The following is a 23456-nucleotide window of genomic DNA, read 5'->3' on the forward strand; positions in this document are numbered from 1 at the left end:
CGTGACGGCTCTGTCGGCCGCCCTGGCGGCCCGCGTGGATTTTGCCTTGGAGTGCGGCGCGGGGGGCGTTGACCGCGGTGTGTGTCCGGGAACACGGGGTCGGCGCAGGGGGGGGGGCGGGGGGCGGGGCGGCGAGCGACAGTAGACGGGTGGGGTTGGGGGGTTGGGACACGGGTGCTGCTCGTTTCCTTCTCGGGGGCTGTTCGGGGGATCGCTGGTCGGGGTCAGATCAGCACTGCGAGGAGCGCCAGGATGACCAGCGTGCCGACGACGGCTCCCAGGCATCCCAGCACCGCGCCCACTCCGCCGCCGCGCGGAGCGAACCCCGGGCCGTCGCTGTAGTAGTGGCGGTTCCTGCCGTAGTACCAGCGGTTCCGGGGACGCGGTGCGTGCGCGGAGCCCACGACGTGGGCCTGGTTGCTGCGTCGCGAGGGACGCCCCGCCCTCGGGGACCGCGCGGGGCGGGACGAACCCGAACGTGAGTTGAACCCGCCACCGGCACGCGCGGCGCCGCCACCGGAGCCGAAGCCACCGCCGGAGCGGCCGGACCCACCGCTGCTGCTGCGCGAGTTGAAGCCGCCGCCACGGCGTGCGGCACCTCCGCGTGAGCTGCTGCCGCCACCGCTGGAACGACCGCCGCTGGACCTCCCGCCGCCGGAGCGACCGCTGCTGGAGCGGCCTCCGCCGGATCGTCCGCCTGATGACCGTCCGCCGCCAGATCTCCTGCTCATCGGCGCCTCCTTGGGGGTTGTCGTTCACCGCCACCGGGGGAGGGCGGCGCACCACGACAATATCGCCGAACACCCCAGTTCAGGGGCTTCAGGAGTGGTTTGGTCCGATTGCGGTCATCACGTGCCCGGAAGGGAACCCCACGAGTCCCGCGCGCGTCTTCAGTTACCGGCCCCCGGTGAACCCTTCAGGGCCGCGCGCAGGATCTCGACGGCCTCGTCGTGTTCCAACCCGACCCGGGTGATGACCTCGGCGTAGGCACGCGCGGCGGCCAGGGCCTCGGCTCTCTGGTCGTCCCCGGCGGCGGCCACGAAGGTCCCCGAGCGGCCCCTGGTCTCCACGACCCCGGCCTGTTCGAGTTCCCGATAGGCACGGGCGACGGTGTTCACCGCCACCGAAAGCTGTCCGGCCAGGGCGCGGACAGTGGGCAGCCGGTAGCCGACGGGGAGTTCACCGTTGGCCGCGGCGATCGCGACGAGAGCTCTGATCTGTTCGTAGGGCGGAACCTTCGACGTTGGATCAATGCGGATGAAATCCGCCATGTCCTTGTGTGCTCCCCACATGAATCGCCGACCACTCACCCGGCGCGAACCGGGTGTTCGTCCAACCTATGCCCACCCGTCGCCCACCACCAACCCTCAAACGACCCGCTCCGCGCCCAGACCCCCCAACCCGTCGCCCACCACCAACCCTCAAAGGACCCGCTTCGCGCCCAGACCCCCAACCCGGCCCCGTCCGTCGCCCTCAACGAGCCTGAAGGGTCCACGCTCCGCGCGCGTCCTCTCACTCCTCACCCCAACCGTCGAACAGCCGATGGGCCGGGTCCGACGCACCGGGCCCGATGGATCGGGTCCGACACAGACGAAGCGGCCCCACGGAGTGAACCATGGGGCCGCCGGGGGGCCGGAGTCAGACCACCACCGAACGGGGCACCTGCTGGATACCGTGCAGCCGGTGCGCCTCCCGAGCCGTGAGCAGGTCCTCCGCGACCTGGGTGGCCTGCTTGATCTCGGGTCGGGCCAGACGCTTACGGCGCTTGATGCGGTCCGTGTAGCCCTTGACCCCGACCAGTACGCGCTCCCGCGCGTAGGCGGCGCGCATGGCCTCGGTCAGGGCGGTGTCGAACCGCACGCCGTGTGCGTGGACCTCCTCGACCGGGGCGTCCTGCTCGCGCACCTCGTCCAGGGCACGCTCCGCCTCGGCCACCGACCTCAGGAGCTCGGGCAGCTGATCGGCCCGTTCCTGGTCCTGGGCGAGCTCTTCGCGCGCCTTCGTCATGTCCTGCTTGGCAAGTCCCATGTCCGCTCTCCGTGGGGAGTACCGTCAGCCGTGTCGAGGCAACTCTATGGGTGACGAAGATCATCGGGCGAGCCGGACCGTGCGTCGGTGGTGGCGTCGCGGCGGCGGACCTGCCAGCTTGACTCCGTCGATCCCCCTGTCCCCCGAAAGGCACCAGAGTGAGCAGGAACTACGCGGGTCTGAGCCGCGAGCGCATCATCGTCGAGGCCCTCCACATCATCGCCGGACGGGGTCTGGGCGGGCTGTCCATGCGCCGACTCGGCGACGCCCTGGACGTGGAGGCCATGGCGATCTACCACCACTTCCCCAAGGGCAAGGAGCAGCTGTTCAACGCGATCGCCGCGTACGTCACCACGGCGCGGGTGGTCAGTGGGCTGACCGAGGGACAGGGCCCGCCCGGGGACGTCGACGGTGCCGAGGGCGTGGAGGCGACCGGGACCGACCCCGTGGAGGCGGCCGGGGCCGACGACCTCCCGTGGGACCGTCGTCTGACCGTCTGGGCCGAGGCCTACCGGGAGCGGCTGCTGACCTACTCCGGCGCGCTGTCCCTGCTCATGCACCGCGCGCCGCACACCCTGGGCGAGGAGGACACACGGGCGCTGCTCCACACGGCCCTCACCGAGGCGGGAGTCGCGGAGGACGACGTGTCCCGGGCCTGCGACGCCCTGAACGCCTACTGTCTGGGTGCGGTCGCCCACCAGGTCCGCCACGGTGACCGTGAGGACGCTCCCGACGAGACCGAGGCCCTGGCCGCGTTCCGGTTCGGTCTGCGCGCCCTGCTCAGGGGCCTGTCCGGCTGAGCGGCCGTCAGTCGCCCCGGGACCGCAGCCGCACCCGTTCGCTGCGCAGTTCACGGGCCTCGTCGGGGTCCAGGACCGGGGCGGCGGTGAGCAACTGCCTGGTGTAGTCGCTCTGCGGGTTCTCATAGATGGTGTCGCTGTCGCCCAGTTCGACCACCTCGCCCTTGCGCATCACGGCGACGCGGTCGCTGACCTGGCGCACTACCGCGAGGTCGTGGGCGACGAAGACGTAGGTGAGGCCGAAGTCGTCCTGGAGTTCGGACAGCAGGCGCAGCACCTGGTCCTGGGTGGACACGTCCAGTGCCGAGACGGGCTCGTCGCAGATGATGAGCCTCGGTTTGAGGATGAGTGCCCGGGCGATGGCGATGCGCTGGCGCTGGCCTCCGGAGAAGGCATGCGGGAACCGGTTGTAGTGGTTGGGCTCCAGACCCACCCGCTCCAACAGCTCCTGCACCCGCGAACGGATCGTGCGGGTGTTCCCCTCGCCCTGGACCCGCAGGGCGGTGCCGATGCTCTGGCCGATGGTCATGCGCGGGTTCAGCGACGAGTAGGGGTTCTGGAAGACCATCTGCACGTCGCGGCGGAGCGGACGCAGCCGCCGTTCCGACAGGTGGGTGATGTCCTGCCCCTCGAACTCCACGGTGCCCCCGGTGGGCTCCAGCAGCCGCATGACCATCCGGGAGAGCGTGCTCTTGCCCGACCCGGACTCACCGACGACCCCCAGGGTCTCGCCCTTGTACAGGTCGAAGCTCACACCCTTGACCGCCCAGAAGTCCGAGGCCCGGCCCCACAGCCCGCCCCGCACCTTGAAGCTCTGCGCGACATCGCGGACGCGCAGCAGTGGCTCGCCCCGGTTCCCCGTGGCCCGGGTGGTGGGCTCGAAGGCGGAGAAGGGCGCGGGTTCGGCGGGCTCGGAGCCGGCGGACTCCGCTGTCGCTCCCGAGGACCTGCGCTGTTCCCGGCGTGACCTCTCCGCCCGCTCGGCGCGGTCCCGGGCGCGGCGCTCGGCCCGTGACATCTCCACGCGCGGAACGGCGGCCAGCAGCGCCTGTGTGTAGGGGTGCTCGGGCTCGGCGAGGACCCGGCGCACGTCCCCCCGCTCCACGGCCTGGCCGTGTCGCATGACCACGACCTCGTCCACGGAACCGGCGACCACCGCGAGGTCGTGGGAAACGAGGATCAGGCCCATGTCGAGGTCGCGGCGCAGCTCGTCCAGCAGGTCCAGGATCTGGGCCTGCACGGTGACGTCCAGCGCGGTGGTCGGCTCGTCGGCCAGCAGCACCTTGGGATCGCACATCAGACCCATGGCGATCAGGACGCGCTGGCGCATGCCGCCGGAGAACTCGTGCGGGTAGGAGTTGACCCGCTTCGCGGGCTCGGGGATGCCGACCCTCTCCAGGGACTCGACCGCTCTGGTGCGCGCCTGGGCCCGGGACACCTGCGGCCGGTGCACCCGCAGTGCCTCCACCAGCTGGTTGCCGATCGTGTACTGCGGGTGCAGGGACTGCATCGGGTCCTGGAAGACCATCGCGATGTCGTTGCCCCGCATGGACCGCAGCTTCCTGTCGCTGGCCGCGACCACGTCGGTTCCCACGACCTCGATCCCACCCGTGATCCGCGCTCGGCTGCCCCGGTGCAGACCCATCAGGGCCAGCGAGGTCACGCTCTTGCCGGAACCCGACTCACCCACGATGCCCAGCGCGCCACCGGCGGGCACCTCGAAGGACAGGCCGTCGACCGCGTGCACGTCGCCGTCCAGTGTCGGAAAGGTGACGTGCAGGTCGTCCACGCGCACGACGGGCGCGCCGGAGGGACCGGCCGGGGACCCTGAAGGGGATTCGGTCATCGGAAGGCCTCTCTCAGTTGTGGATGCGCACGCGCGGGTCGATGAGCGGGTAGACCAGGTCGACCAGCAGGTTGCAGATGACGATGAAGAACGCGCCGAACAGGGTCACGCCGAGGATGACCGGCAGGTCGCTCTGGGTGATGGCCTGGACCGCGTACCGGCCGATCCCGTTGAGGGAGAAGACCTGCTCGGTCAGGACCGCGCCGCCCAGGACCAACCCGAGATCCAGGCCGAAGATGGTGACGATGGGGGTCAGGGTGGGCCGCAGGGCGTGCTTGAGCACGACCTTGCGCTCACTGAGGCCCTTGGCCCGTGCGGTGCGGATGTAGTCCTCGTTGAGGGTCTCCAACATGCCCGCCCGGGTCTGCCGCGCGTACATGGCCGCGTGCAGGAACGCCAGGGTCAGCCACGGCAGCAGCATGCCCTGGGCCCAGGCGAGGGGGTCCTGGGAGAAGGGCACGTAGCGCGGAGTGGCGAACAGGCCCCAGGAGTGGACGAGGAAGGCCAGGGCGAGCAGACCGGTGAAGAAGATCGGCAGGGAGACACCGGCCAGTGCGATGCCCATGGCCAGGCGGTCGAAGAGACTGCCCTTCCACACGGCCGAGATCACGCCGACGGCGACGCCGCCCACCAGCCAGATGACGCCCGCGCCGATGGCCAGGGAGGCCGTCACCGGGAGGCGGGAGATGATCTCGGGGAACACCTCCTGGTAGGTCTGGAAGGAGTAGCCGAAGCAGGGGGCCGAGCACTCGATGGTGTCCCGGCCGAACTGGTACTGGGCACCGAAGAAGATGCCCCGGACGAACTCGCCGAACTGGACCACGATCGGCTGGTCCAGGCCCAGGCGTTCGATGGTGGCCTGGATCGCCTCGGGGGTGGGTGCCCGGCCCACGTACATCGTGGCCAGCTGCTCGGTGGTCCGGCCCGCCCATCGTGGCACCACGTAGAAGATGGCGAAGGTGACCATGGTGACCACGGCCAGGAGCAGCAGACCCGCGCCGAGGCGGCGCAGGATGTAGGTCAGCAAGGCGCGTGCCTTCTCTCGTCAGGGGACAGGGCCTCGGGGCCCGGGTTCGGGGCGGAGACGACTCCACCCCGGAGCCAAACCGTAACCCATGGCAATCAGGCGATCACGCGCTGGAGTCGGCGTGTACAAGGGGTCGGGAACACGCCCATCGAGGCCGTCGTCCGGGCCGCGCGGCGCCGGCTGATCCAAAGCGCCGCCTCTCCGCGCACGGAGGCGGCGGCCCCTCCCCCGAGGAACCGCCGCCGCGCACGGGTCCCGCTAGTTGTTGCTGGTGCCCAGGGCCATGTAGTCGTACATCGAGTAGCCCGCGTGGTAGTACACGTTGGTCAGGCTCGCGGGACGGTACAGCACCGTCCGCTCGAACACGGCCGGAAGGATCGCGGCCTGGTCCATCGCCCGCTCGTCGATCTTCGTGTAGATGTCGGCTCGCTCGTCCGGGTCGGCCACCGCGACGACCTCGTCGAACCAGTCGTCGATCTGCTGGTCGTCGAGTTCGGAGATGTTGGAGTTGCCCGCCTGCTGGATCGCGTCACCGTCCAGGATCTTGCTCATGAACCCGTAGCCGCTCGCCCAGTCCGGCGCCCAGCCGTACACGGTCAGCCCCAGGTCGTTGTCGGCCACGAAGGACGGCGAACCCGCCTGGGTGTTGGTGTAGGTGTCGGACGGGTACTGCTTGATCTCCGTGTCGATACCCACCCGGGCCAGGGCCTGCTGGAGTGCCTCGGCGGTGCTGACGTCCGAGGGTCGGTCGGCGCGGGCGCCGATGGCCGTGGAGAAGCCGTCCGGCTGCCCGCACTCCTCCAGCTTCTCCCGGGCCTTGTCCAGGTCGCCCTTGTTGTCGTCGGACGGGTAGGGGTCGAAGCTCGGGTCGGAGCCGGGGAGAGCGCCGGGCATGATCTGGGTGGCGATGTCACCGCCGGTGTCGCCGCCCCAGGCGCGCTGGAGGGCGTCCCGGTCGGCCGCGTACATGACCGCCTGGCGGCAGGCCAGGTCGTCCAGCGGCTCCATGACGGTGTTGATGTTGACGTAGCGCAGGGTGTTGGTCTGCGGGTTGTCGACGTTGTGGCGCTGGCCCTCGTCAGTGATGACGGTGCCCTTCATCGCCGGTCCGACACCGGCCCCGGCGAGGTCCACGTCGAGTTCGCCGTTGACCAGCCGCTGGTCGATCTCGTTCTGGTCGACGCCCAGCTCCACCTCGATCCGGTCCGGCAGCGCCTTGCGGGTGGGGTCGGTGGAGGCGTCCCACTGGTCGTTGCGCTCCAGGTTCAGGGAGACTCCCGGGCGGTACTCCCCCTCGAACTTGTAGGGCCCCGAAGAGATCACGTTGCTCTGGTACTGCTCGCCCCGGTCGGCATCGGCGGGAACCGGCGCGGTCTGCGGCTGGATGAGCAGGTACGGGAACTCGGAGAAGCTGTCCTTGAGGTGGAAGACCAGCGTGTGGTCGTCCGGGGTCTCGATTCCGTCGAACCCGGCCAGCGGGTCGCCCTCGTCGGCGTAGGGGCCCTCGTAGTCGTCGCTGTCGGCCAGCAGCCCCTGGAAGTACTTGGGGCCGTTGGGCAGCGCCTGGTCACCGAAGTTGCTGCGTGCGATGGCGTACTTGATGTCCTCGGCGGTGATCTCCGAACCGTCCTGGAACTTCAGGCCCGGCTTGATGCGCACGGTCCACTCGGTGGAGTCGTCGTTGCCCTCGGGCATCGCCTCGGCGAGGTCGGGCTGGAGCTCGATGCCCTGTTCGCCGGGCGCCTCGGTGTAGGTGAGCAGGGTGCGCGCGTAGTAGCGGGAGAAGTTCCAGCTGAAGGCGTAGTAGGTGTTGCCGGGGTCGGGAGAGTCGAAGTCGGAGGAGATGGCGTAGCGCAGGGTCCCGCCGGACTGGTCGGAGGGGTTGACGATGGTGGTCTCGCCCTCGTTGAACTCGGCGTCGGACTGCCCGCCGCCGCCTCCGCTCCCGCCGCCGCAAGCGGCCAGGAGCAACGCCATGGCGGTACCCGCGGCCGCGGGTGCGGCGACTCGGCGGAACACGCCGCGCCGCCCGGGCGGTTGCTGGCGCGTGAAGTGAAGGGTGGTCACCTGGGCCTCCTGGTCGGTTCGCTGGTGGGGCCGTGCGGCGCACGGCCCCGGATGGCCGAGGGTCTCGGCTGGACTGTGGGGCCGTGGGGGCCCGTGCGGGGTGTCAGTCGGAGGAGCGCGGGTCGAAGGCGTCGCGCAGCCCGTCACCGAAGAGGTTGAAGGCGAGGACGGTGACGAAGATGGCCAGACCCGGGATGATCACGAAGTGCGGCGAGGTGGTGTAGAAGCGCAGGGCGTTCTCCAACATGCCGCCCCAGGTGGCCATGGGCGGGTTGATGCCCACGCCCAGGAAGCTCAGGGCCGCCTCGAAGAGGATGTTGGTGGGGATGAGCAGGGTGGAGTAGACGAGGATCGGGGTGACCAGGTTGGGCAGGATCTCGCGGAAGACGATGTGGGTGCTGCCCGCGCCGAGGCTGCGCGCGGCCTCGACGAACTCGCGCTCCTTGAGGGTGAGGGTCTGCCCGCGCACGATCCGGCCGATGTAGGGCCAGTTGAAGAACCCGATGATGAACACCAGGACGCCGATGCGCAGGTTGTTGCCGGACAGGCCGAAGGCGCCGTCGGGGATGACGCCGACCAGGGCGATCGCGAAGAGCAGCAGGGGAAAGGCGAGGAAGATGTCCATGGTGCGGCTGATGACGACGTCCACCCAGCCGCCGAAGTACCCGGCGAGGATGCCCAGCACGGTGCCGATGACCACGCACACCACCGTGGCGACCGTGGCGACCAGCAGGGAGGTGCGCGCGCCGTAGACGATGCGGCTGAACAGGTCGCGGCCGTTGACCGGCTCCACGCCCAGGAGGTACTGGGCGCTGATCCCGCCCCAGGGGTCCAGTCCCCGGGCGGGGTCGTCCGGGTCGCGCAGGACCCCGCCGGTGAGCGGGTCGACCAGGCCCTGGTTGAACTGGTTGGGCGGGTGTCCGAACCAGGCGGTGAGCAGGGGCGCGAAGAGCGCGACCAGGATGAGGAGGACGACCACGACCCCGCCGGTCATGCCGACCCTGTCCTTGCGGAACCGCTGCCAGGCGATCTGGCGCAGGGATCGGCTGGCGGCGTTCCTGGACCCCGCGACGACCGCTTCTGGCTCGGCGTGCTGCGAGGAATCAGGCACGTCCATCGGCGCGGTCATGTACCCCTGCCTCCTGCTGTCTCTGCGTGTAGCCACCCGTCGGTGCCAACGTGTTGCTACTTGACTACGCAGAGTTTGCACTAGCGGAGTGGGGCGTTTCCACCTTCCGCGCCGACGAAGACACCGTCACGGGCGACGACCGTTCCGGACCTGAGTACGAGGTCGCGGCCCGGTACCTTGGCGACGGCCTCGGCCGCCGACCGCGCGTTGACGACCACCAGGTCGGCGGGGCCGCCCACCCTCAGGCCGTGGTCGCCGATCCCCAGCACACGGGCGGCGTTGGTCGTCACGGTGTCCAGCGCCAGCAGCAGTTCGTCGTCGCAGCGGCTGGAGTTGCGGTAGGCGATGAGCATGGCCCGACGCAGCATGTCGCCGTCGCCGAAGGGTCCCCACAGGTCGTTGATGCCGTCCGTACCGCCGGCCAGGAGCACCCCGTGCTCCGCGCAGGCCCGGAGCGGCGGCACCGGGGCGTCGTAGACCGCCGCGTTCACCAGGGCGACGCCTGCTTCGGCGAACTGTTCGAGGAGTCGGGTCTGGGTGGGCGGGTGCGCGATCCCGAACGCGTGGGACACCGCCACACGGCCGCCCAGGTCGTACTCCCGCGTCATGCGGGCGATGAGGCCCATCTCCCAGGCTCCGAGCGACCCGCCGTCGTGCAGGTGGATGTCGATGCCCGTGCCGGTGGACGCGGCGAGGTCGAAGACGGCTTCGAGGTGGGCGTTGGGTGCGTCGTCGAACCCCGCGGGGTCGAGTCCTCCGATCACCGAGGCCCCGGCCCCCACCGCGTCCCGCAGGAGGGAGAGCGTCCCCGGGTTGGTGACGAGCCCGCCCTGGGGGAAGGCCACCTGCTCGATGTCGATCACGCCCCGGTACCGGCGCGCTACCTCCGCGACGGCCTCGATCCCCCGCAGGCCCACGCCCGGGTCCACGTCCGTGTGGGTGCGCAGGTGCGTGGTGCCCGCCGCGACCATCGCCTCCACCAGAGCGGAGGCGTACTCGCGAGAGGGCAGACCGTGGGCGTCCCTGTGGCGCCGCTCATGGGCGACGCGTTCGGCCACGGTCTCCACCTGTGGCGCCGAGACCCACGGTCCGCCGTAGAGGGTCTTGTCGATGTGGGCGTGGGCGTTGACCAGCCCGGGCAGGACGGTCCGACCCGCGGCGTCGATGACCTCGTCGCCCGGGGCCCCGGCGACGGGTCCCTCCTGGATCGCGGTGATGCGCCCGTCCTCCGCGACGACGGTGACCGGCTCGGTCCGGCCGGGCAGGACGGCGTTGGTGACGCGCAGCATGCGGGGTTCCCTTCGGGTGGCGGCTCGGTTCGGCCGGGTGCTACAGGTTGATGAACAGCTCGGCGAGCGTGGCGGAGGCGACGATGGTGGTCGTGAAGGTCAGCACGGCCGCCACCACGATCTTCCAGCTCAGCTGTGAGAACGCCTTGCGGTCGCGGCCCATGGTCATCCCGACCAGCGCGAGCTGGGGCAGCCCGATCAGGAGCACGTTCAGGTTCTGGACGAGGTCGGCGATCACCCCGGCGACCGGGGAGATCGGCGTCGTCACGATCGTGGCGATCGCCAGGACCCAGACCGTGGCCGGGATGGCCCTCACCTTGCGGGCCAGGAGGATCGCGATCCCCGTCATCATCAGCAGCACGGCCATGCCCGCGACGTCGCGCGGGTGGAAGCCGCCGGTGCCCAGCCAGTTGAGCAGCAGTCCCGCCACACCGGCGAAGGCGTAGGCGGCCACACCCGGCCGCCATCCCCGGGGGACGTCGGGGTCACGCGGCCCTTCGGCCTCGGCCGCCGCGTCGCCGTCCTCCTTGGACCGTACCGAGGCGTCGCCCTCGGGAACCTGACCCCGGGCGACCAGCCTCGCCTCCTCGATCTCCGGGGCGGGGCGGCGGAACACACGGCACCAGAAGCCGTAGAGGCGACGGGCCACGGGCAGGCCGATGAAGACACCCGCGTAGAAGCCGACGATGTTGGTGACCAGGTTGGACAGGGCTGCCAGGGCGGCGATCTCGGCGGCCTGGTCGGGGTAGAGCAGGGCCAGGGCGCCCACTCCGCCGAGCATCATCGAGGTGGAGCCGACACCGAGCGCCAGGGCCAGCGACAGCGGGTTGTACAGGCCCGTGCCGCCCAGGACGCTGGTGATGAGGGAGATGAAGACGGCACCGAACATCGAACCGATGATCCAGACGCCGAAGACCCCGCGGTACTCGGGCGAGGAGGTCCCGAACCGGTCGATGGCGTAGGCCAGGTAGGACTCCCGGTCGATCGCCCAGGTGGCGCCGATGGCCGCGCGCCCCATGCCGAGCAGGACGGCGATGGGCAGCGCGAGGATGATCGTCCCGAAGAGCTGGCCCACCTCCTGCATGAGCAGGGCCGGTCCGACCTGTTCGACCATGCCGATCGACGGGCCGATGCCGGTGCCGAGCATCGCGAGGAAGAGGACCATGCCGACCGGGATCAGGGCCTCGCCCGCCGAACGGGTGCCTCCGCGCAGCGGGAGCCACCGCTGGAGGCCGACGACGGCCCCCAGCAGAACCACCCAGACCAGCGGGAACAGCACGATGGCGGCGGGCCCGACCCGGAACTTGTGTTCGCCGACCAACACGGCCACGACACTGATCAGCACGCTCACGCCGATGGCGGTCACCCAGTCACCGCGACCGACCGAACCGCGGTCCGACACGTCCCCGTGCGACTCCGCCTGCTGCTTTCTTGCCCTCATCTGGGATACCAATCAGTGAGCCGCTCAATTTTCGAGGAGCCTATGGTTGGGACAAAACCGCTGTCAAGAGCGATATAGCCCCAACTTCAGCTGCACTTACGAGCACACCCATCCCCGCCTTAAGGGCTCGTGGTATACAAGTTTCATGGATCAGGTCATCAGAGCACGGTACGTGCTGGCGCATTCCGAGGGTTCCCACGTCTGGTTGAAGGACGGCTACGTCGCCCACTCCGACGGCGTCGTCACGGAGGTGGGCACCGGCACCCCGGGATCGACCGCGCCCGTCCTGGACCTGGGCGACTCGATCCTCACCCCCGGGCTGATCGACCTGGACGCCCTGGTGGACATCGACCACCTCATCCTCGACGCGCACCACGACACGGCGCACGCCCGTTCCCTGGTCGGCTCCGTCGAGCACTGGCGCGACCGCCCGCGCGACGTCCTGACCCCCGACCAGCGCGACGTCCTGCGCCGGTTCGGACTCGCGCAGCTCGCCCTGCACGGCGTCACGACCTACATGCCGATCGCCTCGGAGATCCACCTGGAGTGGAACGAGTCCGCCGACGAGCTGCGCCATCTGGCGGACCTCACCCGTGAGTGGGGCCTGCGCGGCTACCTCGGCCCCTCGTACCGCTCCGCTGTGGGCGCCGTCGCAGACGGAGAGCGCACCTTCGTCGAGGCCCCCGAGCGCGGTGAGTCCGGCCTGGACGAGGCGCTGCGCTTCGCGGACGAACTCTCCGAGCGCGGCGACGACCTGGTCCGACCGGTCCTCCTCCCCTGCCGTATCGAGACGCTCACGCCCGAACTGCTGGAGCGCACGGCGAAGGAGGCCACGAAGCGCGGACTCCTCGTGCGCCTGCACTCCCTCCAACAGCCGTGGGAGCGCGAGGTGATCATCCAGCGCCACGGTCTCACCCCGCTGGACCTGATCGAGCGCAGCGGACTGCTCAACGACCGGCTGCTCATCCCCCATGCCCTGTGGACCGACCGCAACCCGGAGCTGACCGGCCCGAACGGCGTCGACATCACCCGCCTGGCCAGGGCGGGCGTGAGCGTGATCCACTGCCCCCTGACCACCTTCCGGTACGGCGACATCCTGGAGACCTTCAACGACTTCCGGGACGCCGGGGTCACGATGGCGCTGGGCACCGACTCCTTCCCGCCCGACCTCGTGCGCGGCATGGACGTGGGCCTGCACGCCTCACGCCTGCTCTACGGGCACGGCGCCGTCAGTCTGGGCGGCTACATGGAGGCCGCGACCCTGGGCGGCGCGGCCGCGCTCAAGCGTCCCGACCTCGGACGCCTGGAGGCCGGAGCGAGCGCGGACCTGACCGCGTTCTCCCTGGGCGACTTCCGCGACGGAGTCGTGGAGGACCCCCTGCGCACTCTGGTGCTCAACGGCACCGCCCGCAACGCCACCCACACCTTCGTCGCCGGTCGTCCGGTCGTGACCGACGGGCGACTGCCCGGTGTGGACCTGGACTCGCTCAGGAACCAGGCGCAGGAGGTGTTCGGGGAACTCCAGCGCGGCTACAGTGAGCGGGACGGCCTCCACCGCCCGGTCGAGGCCCTCTTCCCCCCGTCGTTCCCGGTTCTGCGGGCCGAGTCCGAGGACGCCCGCACCGGCCGGGGGTGAACCAAGCGCACACGGCGGGAACGGGTCTCATGACACGGACATCGGGTGGGTCGGCCCCTCTGACACAGGCGGCCGAGGTCGCCATCCGTGAGGGGATCATCTCCGGCCGGTACGCACCGGGCGCGCGGCTGCGCGAACGCGAGCTCTCGGAGGAGCTGGGCGTGTCCCGGCTCCCGGTGCGCGAGGCGCTGCGCAACCTCAGGCACGACGGGTTCATCATGACCAGCGCCCACAAGGGCGCGACCGTGCGGACGATGTCCCCCTCGGGGGTCGACGAGCTCTTCGACCTGAGGATCAGGCTGGAACCCTTCGCCGCCGAGCGGGCGGCCCACCAGCACTCCGAGGGGCACGTGCACGCCGGTCTGGCGGCGGCCATGGAGGCGACTGCGGAGGCAACGGAGACGGGCTCCCCGGACCACATCATGACCGCGAACGCGGACTTCCACGCGCAGGTGGTCGAAGCCGCCGGTCACGAGCTGTTGTCCGAGCTCATGGCTCCGATCCTCTCCCGCTCCCGCTGGCTGTTCGCCCTGACGGCCTTCCGCGACCCCCACCTGGAGTTCCAGGCGCACCACGAGATCTACGCCGCGGTCAGCACCGGGAACTCCCGGCTCGCGAGGCTGACCATGGCCGCGCACATCGAGGCCGGACGCGGCCCCTCCCTCGCCGCCGTCGGCGGCGAGGGGTAGCCGGTCCCCGGGGAGCCCCGGCAGGGACTCCCCGTCACGGGGTCAGCGGCCGCGCAGGTCCCGGTACCGCCGGACCAGGGCGGCCGTGGAGGCGTCCAGGTCGGGCACCTCGGCGCCCTCGGTCAGAGCGGGCTGCACCCGCTTCGCCAGGACCTTGCCCAGCTGCACACCCCACTGGTCGAAGGAGTTGACGTTCCACACCGCGCCCTGGACGAACACCTTGTGCTCGTAGAGGGCGACCAGTTGGCCGAGCACCGAGGGGTCGAGCCGGTCGGCCAGGATCGTGCTGGTGGGGCGGTTGCCGGGGAAGGTCCGGTGCGGCACCAGGTCCGCAGGCACCCCCTCGGCGGCGACCTCGTCGGAGGTGCGGCCGAACGCCAGCGCCTGCCCCTGAGCGAACAGGTTGGCCATGAGTAGGTCGTGCTGAGGCACCAGACCCTCGGGCAGGTCCGGAGCCGGGCGCGCGAACCCGATCAGGTCGGCGGGGACGAACCTGGTTCCCTGGTGCAGCAGCTGGAAGTAGGCGTGCTGCCCGTTGGTCCCGGGTGTCCCCCACACCACCGGGCCGGTCTGCCAGGTGACGGGGCGGCCGTCACGCTGGACCGACTTGCCGTTGGACTCCATGTCCAGCTGCTGGAGGTAGGCGGTGAACTTCGACATGTGGTGGCTGTAGGGCAGCACCGCGTGTGACTGGGCGTCGAAGAACCCGCCGTACCAGACACCGAGCAGGCCCAACAGGAACGGTAGGTTGCGCTCCGCGGGAGCGGTGGCGAAGTGGGTGTCCATCAGGTGGAAGCCCGCGAGCATCTCGCGGAACCGCTCGGGACCCAGGGCCACCATCAGGGACAGGCCGATCGCGGAGTCGTAGGAGTAGCGGCCGCCCACCCAGTCCCAGAACTCGAACATGTTGGCGGTGTCGATCCCGAAGCGGGAGACCTCCTCCTCGTTCGTGGAGACCGCCACGAAGTGCCGGGCGATCGCGTCGGAGTCCGCTCCCAGCCCGGCCAGGAGCCAGTCCCGGGCGGCCGTGGCGTTGGTGACCGTCTCCAGGGTGGTGAAGGTCTTGGAGGCGACCACGAACAGGGTCCGCTCGGGGTCGGCGTCGATCAGCGCCTCGTGCAGGTCGGTGCCGTCGACGTTGGAGACGAAGCGGAACTCCAGCCCGCGGTCGGTGTAGGGGCGCAGCGCCTCGTAGGCCATGGCCGGGCCCAGGTCGGAACCCCCGATGCCGATGTTGACCACCCTGGTGACCGCCTGGCCGGTGTGGCCCAGCCAGCGCCGTGCGCGTACCCGGTCGGCGAAGGCCGCCATCCGGTCCAGGACCGCGTGCACCTCGGGCACCACGTCGCGCCCACCCTCCCGGATCACCACGCCGCGTGGGGCCCGCAGGGCGGTGTGCAGGACGGCGCGGTCCTCCGTCAGGTTGACGTGGTCGCCGCGCAGCATGGCGTCACGCAGGGAGGCGACCCCGGTGGCCTCCGCCAGATCGGTGAGCAGCCCCCGCGTCCGCTCGGTCAGGAGGTTCTTGGACAGGTCCGCGTGCAGGTTCCCGACGTCGAGTGAGAACCGGTCGGCCCGCTCGGGGTCCTCGGCGAACAGGTCCCGCAGGTGGGTGCCGCGGAACCACTCGCGGTGCTCGGCCAGGGCGGCCCACTCCTTCCGACGATCCAGGGGGACGGCCCCACCGGACCGGTTCCCGACGTCCTCGGTCCGAGGAAGGGGTGTACTCGCAGACATCCGGTCGCTCCTCGTCGTCCATGATCGGCTGCGGGCCCTACCGGACACCGCGTGCGGCTGTCCCCCTACCCTCCCACGAAAGCCCCCAACCACGGGCCCTTCCGCGCACGTCAGAGCGCCAACGGACGCGATTCACACCGCCGGACCGGGGCTGGGGCCGCTCCGCGTCGTGCCGCCTCCCGTCACCGCCGGACCGGGGCGCGGGCCTCCACGAGCCAGTGCCGCACAACCAGCGTTCGACCCGTGGTGCCGCGCTGCTCGAAGGAACCCCTCATGTCATCGCCGAGGGCGAGGAGACACCGCGACCAGGCGATCCCGCCGCCATTCTCCGCCTGGACGAGTTCGGCCCAACCCGTCTCCAGCCCCTCCGGGACACCAACGGCCTGAACACGGCGAGCCGCGGGGCGAACGCCGCCCGACCCGCGCCGCCAGCGTCCGTCCGGGCTCGTCAGGTCCGGGTGGGAGGCGCGCTCATCGCCGCCGCGAGGAACGTGATCGCCCACTTCCGGGCCGCTTCGCCCGGCCCCGGGGAACCGCAGCCCGGTGTGGGCTCCTGGTGGACCTCCAGGCGGTCGACGGCCGTCACGGCGAGGATCCCCCGCATCCGGAACCCCAGTTCCTCCGGGGACAGGCGGGGCAGTGCGCGCGCGAAGGCGGCGAGGTAGCGCTCGCGGACCGAGTCCTCGGCCGGGCCGGTCCAGCTGCGTACCTCCTCGGCGGGGTCACTGAGGATCGTCATGATCAGCCGGGACGTCCGGGCGCCCGCGCCGTCGGCCCGCATCCCGTCGAACATCGGCCCCGCGAACGCCTCCACCAGTTCGGCGACCGGTGGTTCGGGGGTCCGGGAGAGCAGTCGGTCGAGCCCGGCGCACTGGGCCGCGTTGATGGGCTCGATCACGCGGCGGGCGACCGCGGCCATCAGCTCCGACTTCGAGCCGAAGTGGTAGCCGACGGCGGCAAGGTTGGCTCCCGCGCGTGTGGTGATCGCGCGAACCGAGGTGCCGCGGTATCCGTGCTCAGCGAAGAGGTGCTCGGCCGCGTCGAGGATCTGGGTGCGGGTGTCTGGGGTTGCCACACGAGCGACTATACATATGTTTGAATCAAACGAACGTATGATTCAAACGGACGTATGAAAGAGGATCATCATGAAGCTGCTCGTTTACGGCGCCGGGGTGTGCGGCAGCCTGTTCGCCGCGCGGATGCACGAGGCCGGCCACGACGTCTCGCTCCTCGCCCGGGGCAAGCGTCTGACAGCCCTGCGCGGACACGGCGTGCGGCTCGCCGAGGAGGACAGCCCGGCGGTCAAGCAGGTGCCGGTACCGGTGGTCGAGCGCCCGGAGGGCGGGTACGACCTGATCACCGTCTTCGTCCGCGCCCATCAGGCGGACGCGGTGCTGGAATCACTCGCGGGTGTCCCGGGGGACGTGCTCTCCATGCTCAACTGGGCGGGCGGACCGGAGGCGCTGAGCGCGGGGATCGGCCACGAGCGGTTGCTCCTGGGATTCCCCACGACCGGCGGCACGATGGACGGCGACGTGGTCCGCTACCGCAAGAGCAATGTCCTCACCCGCCGGGTCGCGACACCGGTCGGCGAGCCGGACGGACGTACCACCCCGCGTCTGGAGCGGATCGTGGAAACGTTCCGCACCGCCGGGATCAACGCCAGGGCCGAACCGCGGATGGACGCCTGGCTCAGGACGCACGCCGCGTCCGCGGTTCCCTTGGAGCAGGCGGCCTACGCGGCGGGCGGCCCGGAAGCGTTGGCCGACGATCCGGACGCGGTCCGCGGCATGCTGCACATCATGCGGCACAACCTCGCCTCGATGGAGACGCCGCCGGTGCCTCGCGCGTTCGCCGCGTTGCGGGCTCTGCCGCAAGGGCCCCTCGTGGCCGTGCTCCGGCGCTTCCTGAGGAGCCCCACGGCCGTGCACAGCGGACTCAACAACGCCTCACCCTCCACGGCGGCCGAACTCGAGTGCCTGGCCGAACAGCTCCGCGCCCGTACGGGAGCGCGCTGAGCGGCCCAGGACGCAGAGGACCCCGCCACGCGTGGCACCGCCGGTCCCACAGTCCTCGAACCCGGCTCAGTGAGCTCCACGACCGGCGACCGCTGACCTCGGACCGTTGCGGTGGCGGTGGAGGGTCCGGCCCTCGGAGTTGGCGTGGCCTTCCCCTTTGCGGGCACGCCCTTCGGATGACGCGGCACCACGGGGCGGTTGCTGGTTGGTGCGGCGACTAGATGCGCTCGTGCTCGCCACGGAGCAGCTCGCGCTCGTCGCGGAGCGAGGCCACCTCGGCGCGCAGCGCCCGCAGCTCGGCCAGGATCTGCCGCTGACCCTCGTCCGGGGTCCGGCTGGCGCCACCGTCGGGGGTGTCGCCCGGATCCCCGTCGGGACCGCTGCCCTCCTCGGCGCTCGGGGCGCCGCCCTGCCCGGGTCTGCCGTACTGCTCCTCGTGTCCGGCCTTGTCCAACGCCTCGACCGCCACCGCGATGAACAGGTTGAGGGCGATCAGCGTGGACACCATGACGAAGACGACGAAGAACACCCACGCGTAGGGCTGGTGTTTCATCACCTCGGCCGCGATGTTGCTCCAGCCGTCGGCGGTGAAGATCTGGAACAGGGTGAACAGCGAGGTCCCCAGATCACCGAAGTACTGCGGGGCGTCCGTGGCGAAGAGCCGAGTGGCCATCACCGCCGAGACGTAAAGCAGCAGCACCACCAGCACCATGATCGAGGCCATGCCGGGCATCGCGCGGAACAACCCGGCCACCACATGGCGCAGCGACGGGATCACCGACAACAGGCGCAGGACCCGGAGCACCCGCAGGATCCGCAGCACCGCGAACGGACCGGAGGCCGGGAGCAGGGCGATCCCGATGATCACCATGTCGAACCAGCTCCAGGGGTCCCGGAAGAACTCCCGGCGATGGGCGAACATCCGCAGGCCCATCTCGACGACGAACAGGGCCAGGATGACCCGGTCGATGCTCTTCAGGAGATCACCGTGGCTGTCCATCATCCGCGTCGACGTCTCGAAACCGAGAATCACGGCGTTGATCAGGATGAGGGTAATGACGCTGGCCTGGAACCAGGGGGCCTCGACGAGGGCACGGACCCGTTCGCGCGTGATCACTGGGAGGAGAACTCCGTCTCTGTCTTCGGACGACGGCGCAAAAGCCTACCGTCGGCAACGGGCGCCCCGTTTCGTCCTCTTCGCCCTCCACGCGCTCCCCACTGGCGTCTTCCGCCACGACCAGGCATGATCGAAGACAGGGAAACCTGGGCGAGGGGGCCGCCGATGACGGAATCCGCCGAATTCGACAGGGACGCCACGGACGTCGACGACGTGGACGCCGAGATGGACGCGGGCGCTCCGGACCAGGACTCCGCCGTGGCGGAGTACCTGGAGGACCACTCCGATGACCATCGGATAGACGAGATCGAGGACCACGGGGTACTCGGTGTGGACGCGGAGGTCGGCCAGGAGGTTCCGGACGGGGAGTCCGCTCCTGAGGAGGACGGCTCCACGGAACCCCGGCGCGAGGATCTGTCTCGGATCCTCAGGGCCGAGCAGTACGCGGAACGGGTCAACCGTCGGCTCGAAGGCTGAGCCAGCGCTCCACCCGCAGGACGTGCGCGGCTGCGGCCGCCCGGGCCGCCTCGGGGTCGCGGGCCAGTAGCGCCTCGTGGATGCGCCGGTGGTCCTGGAAGAGGGCGTCGGTGAGCCCCTGCCCGCCGAGCCCGGCCCAGACGCGTTCGTTGAAGGTGCGCGAGGACAGCCCGGCGTGGACGGCGGAGAGCGTGGCGTTGCCCGCGCAGGCCACGACGGCCTGGTGGAAGCCGAGGTCGTCCGCGGCGTGGTCGGCGGGCGCGCGGTCGGCCCCCTCCTCCATCCGGTCGAGGAGGCGGCCGATCCTCGCCAGGTCCTCGGGGGTGGCGCGGGCGGCGGCGACGGCGGTGGCCGCGGGTTCGATCATCCGGCGGACCTGGAGGACCTCCAGCAGGGTCTCGTCGCGTGAGACCTCGGCCAGGACGGAGAAGGCCTCCAGGAGGTCGGCGGGGCGCAGCGCGGTGACGTAGACGCCCGCCCCGTGGCGGACCGACAGCACGCCCAGGGTGGTGAGGGAGCGGATCGCCTCGCGTACCGATCCCCGGGAGACGCCCAGCCGGACGGAGAGCTCCCGTTCCGTGGGCAGCCGCTGCCCCGGACCCACCTCCCCGTCGGCGATCATCGCCTTGATCCGCTCGACGGCCCGTTGGGCCACCGGGGTCCGCACGTCCTCGACCACGCCACTCCCCCGTCTCCGTCACGAACACGGCGATTCTACTCGCCAGGCCCGTGCTCGCGCCCGTGTGACCTCGCCGATTGGTCGGACCACCTGCTCCATGGATGGCTCCAGGGACTCCCCCGCGCACCGGACGGACACCTCGCCCGAGTGGTTGCGCGGCCTACTGTGTCGTGGAAATGCCACCCGACCGCCCGCCGCGCGTGCGCCGAGACCGCTACGGGGTTCTTGCCCCCTCTCGCGCCGCTGTGCAAAAGTGGTCGGACCACTTGCCTCGGTTGCCGTCCGTCGGACCGGACGCTCCTCCTGCCGGGCCGGGGCGTGAAGGAGGCCCATGCGGATCGCCCTGTTCGTCACGTGTGTCAACGACACCCTCTTCCCCGACACCGGGCGCGCGGTGGTCCGTCTCCTGGAGCGGCTGGGCCACGAGGTGGTCTTCCCCGAGGACCAGACCTGCTGCGGTCAGATGCACTACAACACCGGGTACCGGCGCCCCGCAGCCAGGCTCGCGGTGCGCTTCGCCCGGACCTTCGACGGTGCCGACGCGGTGGTGGTCCCCTCCGCCTCGTGCGCGGCGATGGTGCGCGACAACTACCCCCGGCTCGGCGCGGCGGGCAGCAGGCTCTCCCGCAAGATGGCCGACCTCGGCCCCCGCGTGTACGACCTCACCGAGTTCCTCGTGGACGTCCTGGAGGTCACCGACGTGGGCGCCTACTTCCCGCACAGGGTCGTCTACCACCCGACCTGCCACGGGCTGCGCCTCCTCGGCCTGGGTGAGCGCCCCTACCAGCTGCTGCGCGCCGTGCGCGGCCTGGAACTGCTCGAACTCCCCGGTGCCGCCGAGTGCTGCGGGTTCGGCGGCACGTTCTCGGTCAAGAACGGAGACGTGTCCGCCGCCATGGGGTTCGACAAGGCCCGCCACGTGGCCGAGACCGGCGCCGAGGTCCTGTGCGCGGTGGACAACTCCTGCCTGACGCACATCGGCGGCACCCTGTCCCGCCAGCGCTCCGGTGTCCGGATCGCCCACATCGCCGAGATCCTGGCCAGCACCGAGAAGGAGTACGCGCACGCATGAGCGCCACGTTCCTGGGCCTTCCGCCCTTTCCCGAGGCCGCCCGTTCGGCGGTCGGCGACTCCCGCACCCGCCACAACCTGCACAAGGCCACCCACACCATCCGGGGCAAACGCGACGCGGTCGTGGGAGAGCTCGGCGACGACTGGCGGCGGCTGCGCGCCGAGGGGGAGCGGATCAAGACCCACACCCTGCGCCACCTTGACCACCACCTGGAACGGCTGGAGGAGTCGGTCCACCGCGCGGGCGGCACGGTCCACTGGGCCGCCGACGCGGCCGAGGCCAACGAGATCGTCACACGGCTGGTGCGCCGGACCGGTGAGACCGAGGTGGTCAAGGTCAAGTCCATGGCCACCCAGGAGATCGAGCTCAACAACGCGTTGGAGGCGGCCGGGATCACCGCCTACGAGACCGACCTCGCCGAGTTGATCGTCCAGCTCGGCGAGGACCTGCCCTCCCACATCCTGGTGCCCGCCATCCACCTCGCCCGCTCCCAGATCCGGGAGATCTTCCTGGACCGGATGTCGGAGTGGGGGGTGCCCGCCCCGCCCGGGCTCACCGACGACCCCCGCGCGCTGGCCGAGGCCGCGCGTGTCCACCTGCGCGAACTGTTCCTGCGCGCCAAGGTGGCGGTGTCGGGGGCCAACTTCGCCGTCGCCGACTCCGGGACGCTCGTGGTGTTGGAGTCGGAGGGCAACGGACGTATGTGCCTGACCCTGCCGGAGACGCTGATCTCCGTGGTGGGGATCGAGAAGGTCGTGCCCACGTGGTCCGACCTCGAGGTGTTCCTGCAGCTGCTGCCCCGCTCCTCCACTGGGGAGCGGATGAACCCCTACACCTCCACCTGGACCGGGGTGACCCCGGGGGACGGTCCGCGCGACTTCCACCTGGTGCTGCTCGACAACGGCCGCACCGACGTGCTCGCCGACACCGTCGGACGCCAGGCGCTGCGCTGCATCCGGTGTTCGGCCTGCCTGAACATCTGTCCCGTCTACGAACGCACCGGTGGTCACGCCTACGGGTCGGTCTATCCGGGGCCGATCGGCGCGATCCTCACGCCGCAGCTGCGGGGGATGTCCTCGGAGGTGGACCGGGCGCTGCCGTACGCGTCGTCGCTGTGCGGGGCGTGCTACGACGTCTGCCCGGTGGCCATCGACATCCCGGAGGTCCTGGTGCACCTGCGTGAACGGGTCGCGGAGGGCCCCGGGCACCTCGGCGAGAAGGCCGTCATGGCCGGGGCGGAGGCGGTGTTCGGTTCGGCCGGGGCGTTGGACGCGGTGCAGCGCGCGGCGGGGCTGGTCAGTGGGGACCTGCCCCGGCACCTGCCTGGGCAGGCGGGGAAGTGGACCGACACCCGGGACCTGCCGGACGTGCCCCGGGAGACCTTCCGCCAGTGGTGGAAGCAGCGGGGGAAGGGGCAGCGATGAGCGGCACGGACGTGCGTGGCGGGAGCGGTGGGGCCATGGGTTCCCGGGAACGGGTCCTGGCCCGGGTGCGGGCGGCGCTCGCGGACGTGCCCGCCGACGAACACGTGACACCGCCCCCCGGGGACGGGTACGACGAGAGCCACTTCGAGGGGGATGCCCTGGAGGTGTTGGTGGACCGGCTGCAGGACTACAGGGCACTGGTGGAACGGGTACCGGAGGCGGCGCTGCCCGAGCGGATCGCCGCAGCGCTGGAACGGCGCGGTGCCGCCCGGGTGGCGGTCGCCTCGGGTGCTCCACGGGAGTGGTTCTCGCGGGTGACCGCGCCTCGGCTCACCGACTCCCCCGAGGCCCCGTTGTCGGTGGCCGACCTGGACGCTTGCGACGGCGTGGTGACCGGGTGGGCGCTGGCGGTTGCGGAGACCGGGACGATCGTGCTGGACGCCGGACCGGACCAGGGCCGCCGGGCCCTCACGCTGGTCCCCGACTACCACCTGTGCGTGGTGCGGGCCGACCAGGTGGTGAACGGGGTGCCGGGGGCGGTCCGGCTCCTGGACCCGGCCCGGCCGCTCACGTGGATCAGCGGCCCCTCGGCCACCAGCGACATCGAGCTCAACCGGGTGGAGGGCGTACACGGTCCCCGCACTCTGGAGGTGCTGCTGGTGGAGCCCTCCGGCTGAGGTGTCGGTCGCCGTGGCTCCTGGCCCACCGGCGAGGCCGTTGGTGGGGGTGCGACGAGGTGCCGTCGCGGCCGACCGGAGGCTGGGACGGGGCGGGCACTCGCTGCGGGCGGGGCACCGCCTCGGTCAGCGGGTCGACGCTGGTGAGGAGGCACGGGTCGTGCCCGCCCCACCGTGCGGGTGCCGGTTCGCCCCCCGGCGGAGTCGCCGGTGTGCACCCTCGTGCCAGACGGGTCCCGATACCTAGCGTTGCGGTGGATGGCAGACCCACCACGACGGGAAGGTTCCCCGATGCCCCGCCCC

The 23456-nt window shown here is 70.9% G+C and carries 21 protein-coding genes; 8 read left to right on the top strand and 13 right to left on the bottom strand.

Annotation, left to right across the window (positions count from 1 at the left end; all coding sequences use genetic code 11):
- Positions 1-224: 224 nt before the first annotated feature.
- From ADX84_RS26790 to ADX84_RS21200, 3 genes are all read right to left on the bottom strand, one after another.
- Positions 225-731: a hypothetical protein gene (locus tag ADX84_RS26790; RefSeq protein ID WP_234004118.1), complete on the bottom strand. Its 507-nt coding sequence runs from the start codon at positions 729-731 to the stop codon at positions 225-227.
- A 159-nt stretch (positions 732-890) separates the two neighbouring features.
- Complete coding sequence (locus ADX84_RS21195) at positions 891-1271, bottom strand: GntR family transcriptional regulator (protein ID WP_049578283.1); 381 nt, start codon at positions 1269-1271, stop codon at positions 891-893.
- A 367-nt stretch (positions 1272-1638) separates the two neighbouring features.
- Positions 1639-2028, bottom strand: coding sequence for a hypothetical protein (locus tag ADX84_RS21200; protein ID WP_049578285.1), 390 nt, complete (start codon positions 2026-2028; stop codon positions 1639-1641).
- A gap of 158 nt (positions 2029-2186) precedes the next feature.
- Here ADX84_RS21200 and ADX84_RS21205 point away from each other — a divergent pair, with 158 nt between their 5' ends.
- On the top strand, positions 2187-2828 hold the full coding sequence (locus tag ADX84_RS21205; protein WP_049578288.1) for a TetR family transcriptional regulator: 642 nt from the start codon (positions 2187-2189) through the stop codon (positions 2826-2828).
- A gap of 7 nt (positions 2829-2835) precedes the next feature.
- Here ADX84_RS21205 and ADX84_RS21210 read toward each other — a convergent pair whose 3' ends face one another.
- The 6 genes from ADX84_RS21210 to ADX84_RS21235 form a co-directional block, all read right to left on the bottom strand.
- A complete protein-coding gene (locus ADX84_RS21210; RefSeq protein ID WP_049578290.1) occupies positions 2836-4674 on the bottom strand; it encodes an ABC transporter ATP-binding protein in 1839 nt (612 codons plus the stop codon).
- Positions 4675-4687: 13 nt separating this feature from the next.
- The gene (locus ADX84_RS21215; protein ID WP_049578292.1) at positions 4688-5701 is read right to left on the bottom strand and encodes an ABC transporter permease; all 1014 of its coding nucleotides are present in this window, start codon (positions 5699-5701) and stop codon (positions 4688-4690) included.
- Between the two features lie 258 nt (positions 5702-5959).
- On the bottom strand, positions 5960-7768 hold the full coding sequence (locus ADX84_RS21220) for an ABC transporter substrate-binding protein (protein ID WP_049578295.1): 1809 nt from the start codon (positions 7766-7768) through the stop codon (positions 5960-5962).
- Between the two features lie 103 nt (positions 7769-7871).
- Positions 7872-8897: an ABC transporter permease gene (locus tag ADX84_RS21225; RefSeq protein WP_049578297.1), complete on the bottom strand. Its 1026-nt coding sequence runs from the start codon at positions 8895-8897 to the stop codon at positions 7872-7874.
- Positions 8898-8977: 80 nt separating this feature from the next.
- Entirely contained in the window at positions 8978-10186 is a 1209-nt protein-coding gene (locus ADX84_RS21230) for an amidohydrolase (RefSeq protein WP_049578299.1), read from the bottom strand.
- 40 nt (positions 10187-10226) lie between these two features.
- Positions 10227-11627, bottom strand: coding sequence for a DUF3100 domain-containing protein (locus ADX84_RS21235; protein ID WP_234004120.1), 1401 nt, complete (start codon positions 11625-11627; stop codon positions 10227-10229).
- A gap of 145 nt (positions 11628-11772) precedes the next feature.
- Here ADX84_RS21235 and ADX84_RS21240 point away from each other — a divergent pair, with 145 nt between their 5' ends.
- Positions 11773-13263, top strand: a complete 1491-nt coding sequence (locus ADX84_RS21240) for a chlorohydrolase family protein (protein ID WP_049578303.1) — start codon at positions 11773-11775, stop codon at positions 13261-13263.
- Between the two features lie 29 nt (positions 13264-13292).
- Positions 13293-13952, top strand: coding sequence for a GntR family transcriptional regulator (locus ADX84_RS21245; protein WP_049578306.1), 660 nt, complete (start codon positions 13293-13295; stop codon positions 13950-13952).
- A 42-nt stretch (positions 13953-13994) separates the two neighbouring features.
- Here ADX84_RS21245 and pgi read toward each other — a convergent pair whose 3' ends face one another.
- Both pgi and ADX84_RS21255 read right to left on the bottom strand, forming a co-directional pair.
- Complete coding sequence (pgi, locus tag ADX84_RS21250) at positions 13995-15689, bottom strand: glucose-6-phosphate isomerase (RefSeq protein ID WP_049578308.1); 1695 nt, start codon at positions 15687-15689, stop codon at positions 13995-13997.
- A gap of 448 nt (positions 15690-16137) precedes the next feature.
- Entirely contained in the window at positions 16138-16764 is a 627-nt protein-coding gene (locus ADX84_RS21255; protein WP_049578310.1) for a TetR/AcrR family transcriptional regulator, read from the bottom strand.
- Positions 16765-16834: 70 nt separating this feature from the next.
- On the opposite strand from ADX84_RS21255, the gene ADX84_RS21260 reads away from it, so the two are divergent.
- On the top strand, positions 16835-17707 hold the full coding sequence (locus ADX84_RS21260; protein WP_049578312.1) for a ketopantoate reductase family protein: 873 nt from the start codon (positions 16835-16837) through the stop codon (positions 17705-17707).
- A gap of 217 nt (positions 17708-17924) precedes the next feature.
- On the opposite strand, the gene ADX84_RS21265 is transcribed toward ADX84_RS21260, so the two are convergent.
- Positions 17925-18824 carry an ion transporter gene (locus tag ADX84_RS21265; protein ID WP_049578314.1) on the bottom strand — a complete coding sequence of 300 codons (900 nt, stop codon included), beginning with the start codon at positions 18822-18824 and terminating at the stop codon, positions 17925-17927.
- A gap of 165 nt (positions 18825-18989) precedes the next feature.
- Here ADX84_RS21265 and ADX84_RS21270 point away from each other — a divergent pair, with 165 nt between their 5' ends.
- A complete protein-coding gene (locus ADX84_RS21270; protein ID WP_049578317.1) occupies positions 18990-19301 on the top strand; it encodes a hypothetical protein in 312 nt (103 codons plus the stop codon).
- On the opposite strand, the gene ADX84_RS21275 is transcribed toward ADX84_RS21270, so the two are convergent.
- Positions 19279-19980 (bottom strand): FadR/GntR family transcriptional regulator, encoded by a 702-nt coding sequence (locus ADX84_RS21275; protein WP_049578320.1) that lies wholly within the window; start codon positions 19978-19980, stop codon positions 19279-19281. The two genes, ADX84_RS21270 and ADX84_RS21275, sit on opposite strands and share 23 nt — an antisense overlap.
- Positions 19981-20311: 331 nt before the next feature.
- Here ADX84_RS21275 and ADX84_RS21280 point away from each other — a divergent pair, with 331 nt between their 5' ends.
- The 3 genes from ADX84_RS21280 to ADX84_RS21290 are packed head-to-tail and all read left to right on the top strand — an operon-like array spanning position 20312 to position 23153.
- Positions 20312-21052, top strand: a complete 741-nt coding sequence (locus ADX84_RS21280) for a (Fe-S)-binding protein (protein ID WP_049578322.1) — start codon at positions 20312-20314, stop codon at positions 21050-21052.
- Positions 21049-22476 (top strand): lactate utilization protein B, encoded by a 1428-nt coding sequence (locus ADX84_RS21285; protein ID WP_049578324.1) that lies wholly within the window; start codon positions 21049-21051, stop codon positions 22474-22476. Before ADX84_RS21280 ends, ADX84_RS21285 begins: the two co-directional genes overlap by 4 nt.
- Complete coding sequence (locus ADX84_RS21290) at positions 22473-23153, top strand: lactate utilization protein C (RefSeq protein ID WP_234004122.1); 681 nt, start codon at positions 22473-22475, stop codon at positions 23151-23153. The genes ADX84_RS21285 and ADX84_RS21290 overlap by 4 nt, the downstream gene beginning before the upstream one ends.
- Positions 23154-23456: the final 303 nt, after the last annotated feature.

This window comes from Nocardiopsis sp. SBT366, from assembly GCF_001083815.1.
GTDB classification, from domain to species: Bacteria; Actinomycetota; Actinomycetes; order Streptosporangiales; family Streptosporangiaceae; genus Nocardiopsis; species Nocardiopsis prasina.

Bases quoted from the DNA above. Each gene is read 5' to 3' on its own strand.
- ADX84_RS21195 (WP_049578283.1), bottom strand. From the start codon at position 1,271: ATGGCGGATTTCATCCGCATTGATCCAACGTCGAAGGTTCCGCCCTAC.
- ADX84_RS21200 (WP_049578285.1), bottom strand. From the start codon at position 2,028: ATGGGACTTGCCAAGCAGGACATGACGAAGGCGCGCGAAGAGCTCGCC.
- ADX84_RS21235 (WP_234004120.1), bottom strand. From the start codon at position 11,627: ATGAGGGCAAGAAAGCAGCAGGCGGAGTCGCACGGGGACGTGTCGGAC.
- ADX84_RS21285 (WP_049578324.1), top strand. From the start codon at position 21,049: ATGAGCGCCACGTTCCTGGGCCTTCCGCCCTTTCCCGAGGCCGCCCGT.
- ADX84_RS21210 (WP_049578290.1), bottom strand. From the start codon at position 4,674: ATGACCGAATCCCCTTCAGGGTCCCCGGCCGGTCCCTCCGGCGCGCCC.
- pgi (WP_049578308.1), bottom strand. From the start codon at position 15,689: ATGTCTGCGAGTACACCCCTTCCTCGGACCGAGGACGTCGGGAACCGG.
- ADX84_RS21225 (WP_049578297.1), bottom strand. From the start codon at position 8,897: ATGACCGCGCCGATGGACGTGCCTGATTCCTCGCAGCACGCCGAGCCA.
- ADX84_RS21240 (WP_049578303.1), top strand. From the start codon at position 11,773: ATGGATCAGGTCATCAGAGCACGGTACGTGCTGGCGCATTCCGAGGGT.
- ADX84_RS21270 (WP_049578317.1), top strand. From the start codon at position 18,990: ATGACGGAATCCGCCGAATTCGACAGGGACGCCACGGACGTCGACGAC.
- ADX84_RS26790 (WP_234004118.1), bottom strand. From the start codon at position 731: ATGAGCAGGAGATCTGGCGGCGGACGGTCATCAGGCGGACGATCCGGC.
- ADX84_RS21260 (WP_049578312.1), top strand. From the start codon at position 16,835: ATGAAGCTGCTCGTTTACGGCGCCGGGGTGTGCGGCAGCCTGTTCGCC.
- ADX84_RS21230 (WP_049578299.1), bottom strand. From the start codon at position 10,186: ATGCTGCGCGTCACCAACGCCGTCCTGCCCGGCCGGACCGAGCCGGTC.
- ADX84_RS21290 (WP_234004122.1), top strand. From the start codon at position 22,473: ATGAGCGGCACGGACGTGCGTGGCGGGAGCGGTGGGGCCATGGGTTCC.
- ADX84_RS21245 (WP_049578306.1), top strand. From the start codon at position 13,293: ATGACACGGACATCGGGTGGGTCGGCCCCTCTGACACAGGCGGCCGAG.
- ADX84_RS21280 (WP_049578322.1), top strand. From the start codon at position 20,312: ATGCGGATCGCCCTGTTCGTCACGTGTGTCAACGACACCCTCTTCCCC.